4 protein-coding genes are annotated in these 4,553 nt (G+C 50.7%); 1 reads left to right on the plus strand and 3 read right to left on the minus strand.

Features of this window, described 5'->3' with window-relative positions:
* Together mutS and aroQ are read right to left on the minus strand one after the other, a co-directional pair.
* The coding region (gene mutS / locus QVO99_RS07015; protein ID WP_288177034.1) for a DNA mismatch repair protein MutS at positions 1-2,089 on the minus strand (2,089 nt) is incomplete at its 3' end.
* Positions 2,090-2,353: 264 nt separating this feature from the next.
* Complete coding sequence (aroQ, locus tag QVO99_RS07020) at positions 2,354-2,770, minus strand: type II 3-dehydroquinate dehydratase (protein ID WP_022316897.1); 417 nt, start codon at positions 2,768-2,770, stop codon at positions 2,354-2,356.
* A gap of 169 nt (positions 2,771-2,939) precedes the next feature.
* Between aroQ and xerA the strand changes: the two genes are divergently transcribed.
* Positions 2,940-3,857, plus strand: coding sequence for a site-specific tyrosine recombinase/integron integrase (gene xerA, locus QVO99_RS07025; RefSeq protein WP_022316898.1), 918 nt, complete (start codon positions 2,940-2,942; stop codon positions 3,855-3,857).
* Between the two features lie 338 nt (positions 3,858-4,195).
* Here xerA and QVO99_RS07030 read toward each other — a convergent pair.
* Positions 4,196-4,553: TrmH family RNA methyltransferase (locus QVO99_RS07030; RefSeq protein WP_288177035.1), on the minus strand; the 358-nt coding region annotated here is incomplete at its 5' end.

Genomic DNA, 4,553 nt, shown 5'->3' on the forward strand with positions numbered 1-4,553 from the left:
GCACAAGACTGCGCGGCGTCACGTTGTTGAGGATATTCGAAGCCTCCGTCATCTCCACCATGAATGTGGATTCTCCCATTGAGATATTGTCGCTCGCCCCCACACGTGTGAATATCTTGTCCACGATACCAATCTTGGCACTCTCTGCCGGCACGTAGCATCCTATCTGTGCCATCAACGTGATGAGTGCCGTCTGGCGTAGCAGAGCCGACTTACCCGCCATGTTCGGTCCGGTGATAATCATTATCTGCTGCTTCTTGTCGTCGAGATATATGTCGTTGGGCACATACTTCTCTCCCACCGGCATCTGTGTCTCTATCACGGGGTGGCGGCCCTGACGGATATCTATCACGATGTCGTCTTGCAGAATCTGCGGTCTCACGTACCGGTGTTCCTCCGCCGTCTTGGCAAAGGAGAGCAGACAGTCGAGCTGTGCTATGATATGCGCATCCTTCTGAATGGTGTGTATATAATGCTGGGTGTTCTGCACGAGTTCACCGAAGAGCTTTGTCTCCAGCTGCAGTATCTTGTCTTCGGCTCCGAGAATCTGCTCCTCATATTGTTTCAGTTCCTCGGTGATATATCGTTCCGCCTGTGCGAGCGTCTGCTTCCTTATCCATGTGGCAGGCACTTTGTCTTTGTGGATATTCCTCACTTCAAGATAATATCCGAACACATTGTTGTAGCCGATTTTCAGACTTGATATGCCGGTCTCCTCTGTCTCCCTCTCCTGGATTTTCAGCAGATAGTCCTTGCCGTTATATGCTATGTCGCGCATGCGGTCGAGTTCCTCGTCCACTCCGCTGCGTATCACGTGTCCTTTGTTCACGAGCTGTGGCGGGTCTGGCTCTATCTCCATCTCCAGTCTGTCGCTGAGTTCCTTGCAGGCGTCAATCCTGTCTGCCATCAGCGCGAGAGTCTTGTTTTCCGACCGCTCGCAGGCATCCTTGATAGGCTGCATGCAGAGCAGGGCATTCTTCAGCTGCACCATTTCCCGTGGCGACACACGTCCTGTGGCAACCTTTGCTGTGATGCGTTCCAGGTCGCCCACTCCATTGGTGTTCTCGTCGATGATTTCCCTGAGTGACGTGTCCTTGAAGAATTCCTCCACCACGTCGAGCCGCTTGTTTATGTCGGCGGCATTGCGCAACGGGAAGCACACCCATCTGTTGAGCATTCTGGCTCCCATCGGCGAACAAGTGCGGTCTATTACGTCGATGAGCGAGCATCCGCCGTCCTGCATCGAACGTGTCAGTTCGAGCGAACGCACGGTGAAGCTGTCGAGTCTCACATATCGCTCCTCGTCTATCCGGGATAGCGACGTGATATGGCTGATATGTGTATGCTGCGTGAGTTCCAGATATTGCAGGATGGCTCCGCATGCCACGATACCGCATTTGAGATGGTCTACGCCGAAGCCCTTGAGGTTTTTCACCTCAAAATGCTTGTGCAGTTTCTGGCGGGCGGTCTGTTCATTGAACACCCATTCGTCGAGTTCGAAGGTGAAATGCTTTGTTCCGAAGAAGCGTTCGAAGTCTGCCTTCTTGCCTCTTTCATATAGCACCTCCTTTGGCTGGAAGTTACCTATCAGCTTCTGCACATAGTCGTATGGTCCTTCGGTGGTGAGGAACTCTCCGGTTGAAATATCGAGGAACGCCACTCCACAGGATGCCTTGCCGAAGTGTATGGCTGCGAGGAAGTTGTTCTCCTTGTAGTTCAGCACGTTGTCGGTCAGGGCAACACCCGGCGTTACAAGTTCGGTGATGCCTCGCTTCACGAGTTTTTTCGTCAGTTTCGGGTCTTCGAGCTGGTCGCAGATAGCCACTCTTCTGCCTGCCCTGATGAGCTTTGGCAGATAGGTGTCGAGGGCATGATGGGGGAATCCAGCCATCTCGGTAGACGGTTTCGTGCCTGAGTTGTTTCTCTTGGTGAGCGTGATGCCGAGGATGCGACTTGCGTCAACGGCGTCGTCGCAGTATGTTTCATAGAAGTCTCCACACCTGAAGAGCAGCAGTGCGTCGGGATGTTTCGCCTTGAGCGAAAAGAACTGCTGCATCATAGGCGTCAGCCCATTGTCGTTTTTTGCCATATTATATGTGAAACTATTGTCGTTTTTGTCTTATGCCCCTGACCGTCTCCTCGCTGCCGCATCACGACGGTATGGATGTGACAATGGGGGCAAGTTGCAAAATTACGTCTTTCGGATTTAAATACCAAGAACGGAAAAGATTTTTTATTCCAAACCGGTCATCAGGAACACTACATTGAACGACCTATGACCGTTTTGGGATTATGGTTGCTTGGCTCATAAAAAAAAACGGTGCTCCGCATTATGTAAAGCAACCGGAACAGGTCAGTCCAGCAGTCCTTCTATCGCCAGTCTGTATGAATTGAGTCCGAAGCCGCATATCACTCCCTTGCAGGCGGCGGAAATGAAAGAATGGTGGCGGAAGTCTTCACGCTGGTGGACATTGGAGATATGCACCTCCACAACCGGGCATTTTATGGCGCGTATGCAGTCGTGCAGGGCAATGCTGGTGTGGGTGTAGGCTCCGGCGTTCAGCACTATGCCGTCGAAAGAGAAGCCCACCTCCTGTATCTTGTTTATCAGTTCTCCCTCAACATTGCTCTGATAGTATTCTATCTCTACGTCGGGATACTGCTCACGCAACTTGGCCAGGTAGCTCTCGAAAGACTCGCTGCCGTATATCCCCGGTTCTCTCACGCCGAGCAGATTGAGATTGGGACCATTCACTATTTGTATCTTCATATTTCTGGATTAGTTTGTTTGTTGCAGCCTTTTTATTACCTTTGCCTTGTATTTCTCTCCTGCCTGGGCATAGCATACTCTGGCGGAGGAGTGCAGACACTTGGGTGGCTGACATTTGCAAAAGTACAAAATAATAATCATTCGGACAACTATTGACTCGCAAACTGACATGAACGACAACTGCAACTCCAATGCGGAGATGATAAAGCAATACCGCAGATATCTGAAACTGGGAAGAAACTACTCCGAGAACACTCTCAAGGCATATATGGACGACCTGCAGAAGCTGCTCAACTATGCCAACTGCGAGGGACTGGCGCTGACGGAGGTGAAGCTGGATGACCTGCGCAACTTTGCCGCTGCCATCATCGACATCGGCATAAGCCCGAGGTCGCAGGGAAGGATTCTGAGCGGCGTGAGGGCGTTCTACAAGTTTCTGCTCATAGACGGATATATCCAGGAAGACCCTACAGAACTGCTGGAATGGCCCAAGATAGGGGAACATCTGCCAGAGGTGCTGTCGGTGAAGGAGATTGACATGATGGAGGCTGCCGTGGACATGGAGAAATGGGAAGGACAGAGAAACAAGGCAATCATAGAGGTGCTCTTCTGTTGCGGACTGAGAGTCAGCGAACTGACAGACCTGAAGATGTCGGATCTCTTTCTCGACGAGAAGTTCATACGTGTGATAGGAAAGGGCGACAAGGAGAGACTGGTACCGATATCCGAAAGCGCCATACAGGAGCTGAGGTTCTGGTTTGTAGACCGCAACGTGATGAAGATAAAGCCGGGAGAGGAAGACTACGTATTTCTGAACATCCACGGCAAACATCTCACAAGGGCAATGATATTCACCATCGTGAAGAGGCTCGCCGCTGCCGCCGGGATAACGAAGAACGTGAGTCCGCATACGCTGCGCCATTCCTTTGCCACATCGCTCCTTGAAGGCGGTGCCAACCTGCGTGCAATACAGGAGATGATGGGACACGAAAGTATCGGAACGACTCAGATATACACCCACATCGACATGCACACGCTGCGGGAGGAAATACTCGAGCATCATCCAAGAAACATGATGGACAAATAAAATCCACTCTCCTAAAAAGACATAATCCAAGCAAGCCCTGATGAGCGGCTCTGGATGATGCAGGATGATTCAGATATCTGATTTGCAAAAAAAAATGTCCGCATCATTTGCTCCCTCCAGCAATGATACGGACTGCAAGTTCTCGTTTAGATTTCGTGTTTGATAAAATTCTTACCACTTTTCTTGCTTACAAAGGTATTCAAAAACATCTGCATCTGCAAGCCCATATTTCCAGGTTATGGTACGAATGGGCCGTAGCATGGATTAAACGGCATAAAATAGCAAGATGGGATGTATAAAAATAAGCGATATATGAGCTATAAAAATACTGACACTCATCAGAGCATCAGTCTTTTTGCAAATTCCCATATCACCATACCTGCCGTGACAGAAACGTTGAGCGAGTGTTTGGTGCCAAACTGTGGTATCTCGAGACAGCAGTCGCTCTTGTCCACCACTTCCTGATGCACTCCCTTCACCTCGTTGCCCATTATCACGGCGAAGCCCTTATGCTTGCCGATATCCGGAACAAAGTCCTGAAGCATCGTGCTGCCCTCACACTGTTCCACGGCACACACCTGATACCCCATGGCATGAAGTTCATCCACGGCATCCGTGGCGTTGTCGAAATACCGCCAGTCCACACTGTCTTCCGCACCGAGCGCCGTTTTGTGAATCTCCGGCATCGGCGGAGTG

The sequence above is a fragment of the Prevotella sp. CAG:592 genome (genome assembly GCF_000436015.1).
In the GTDB taxonomy this organism is placed as follows: Bacteria; Bacteroidota; Bacteroidia; order Bacteroidales; family Bacteroidaceae; genus Prevotella; species Prevotella pectinovora.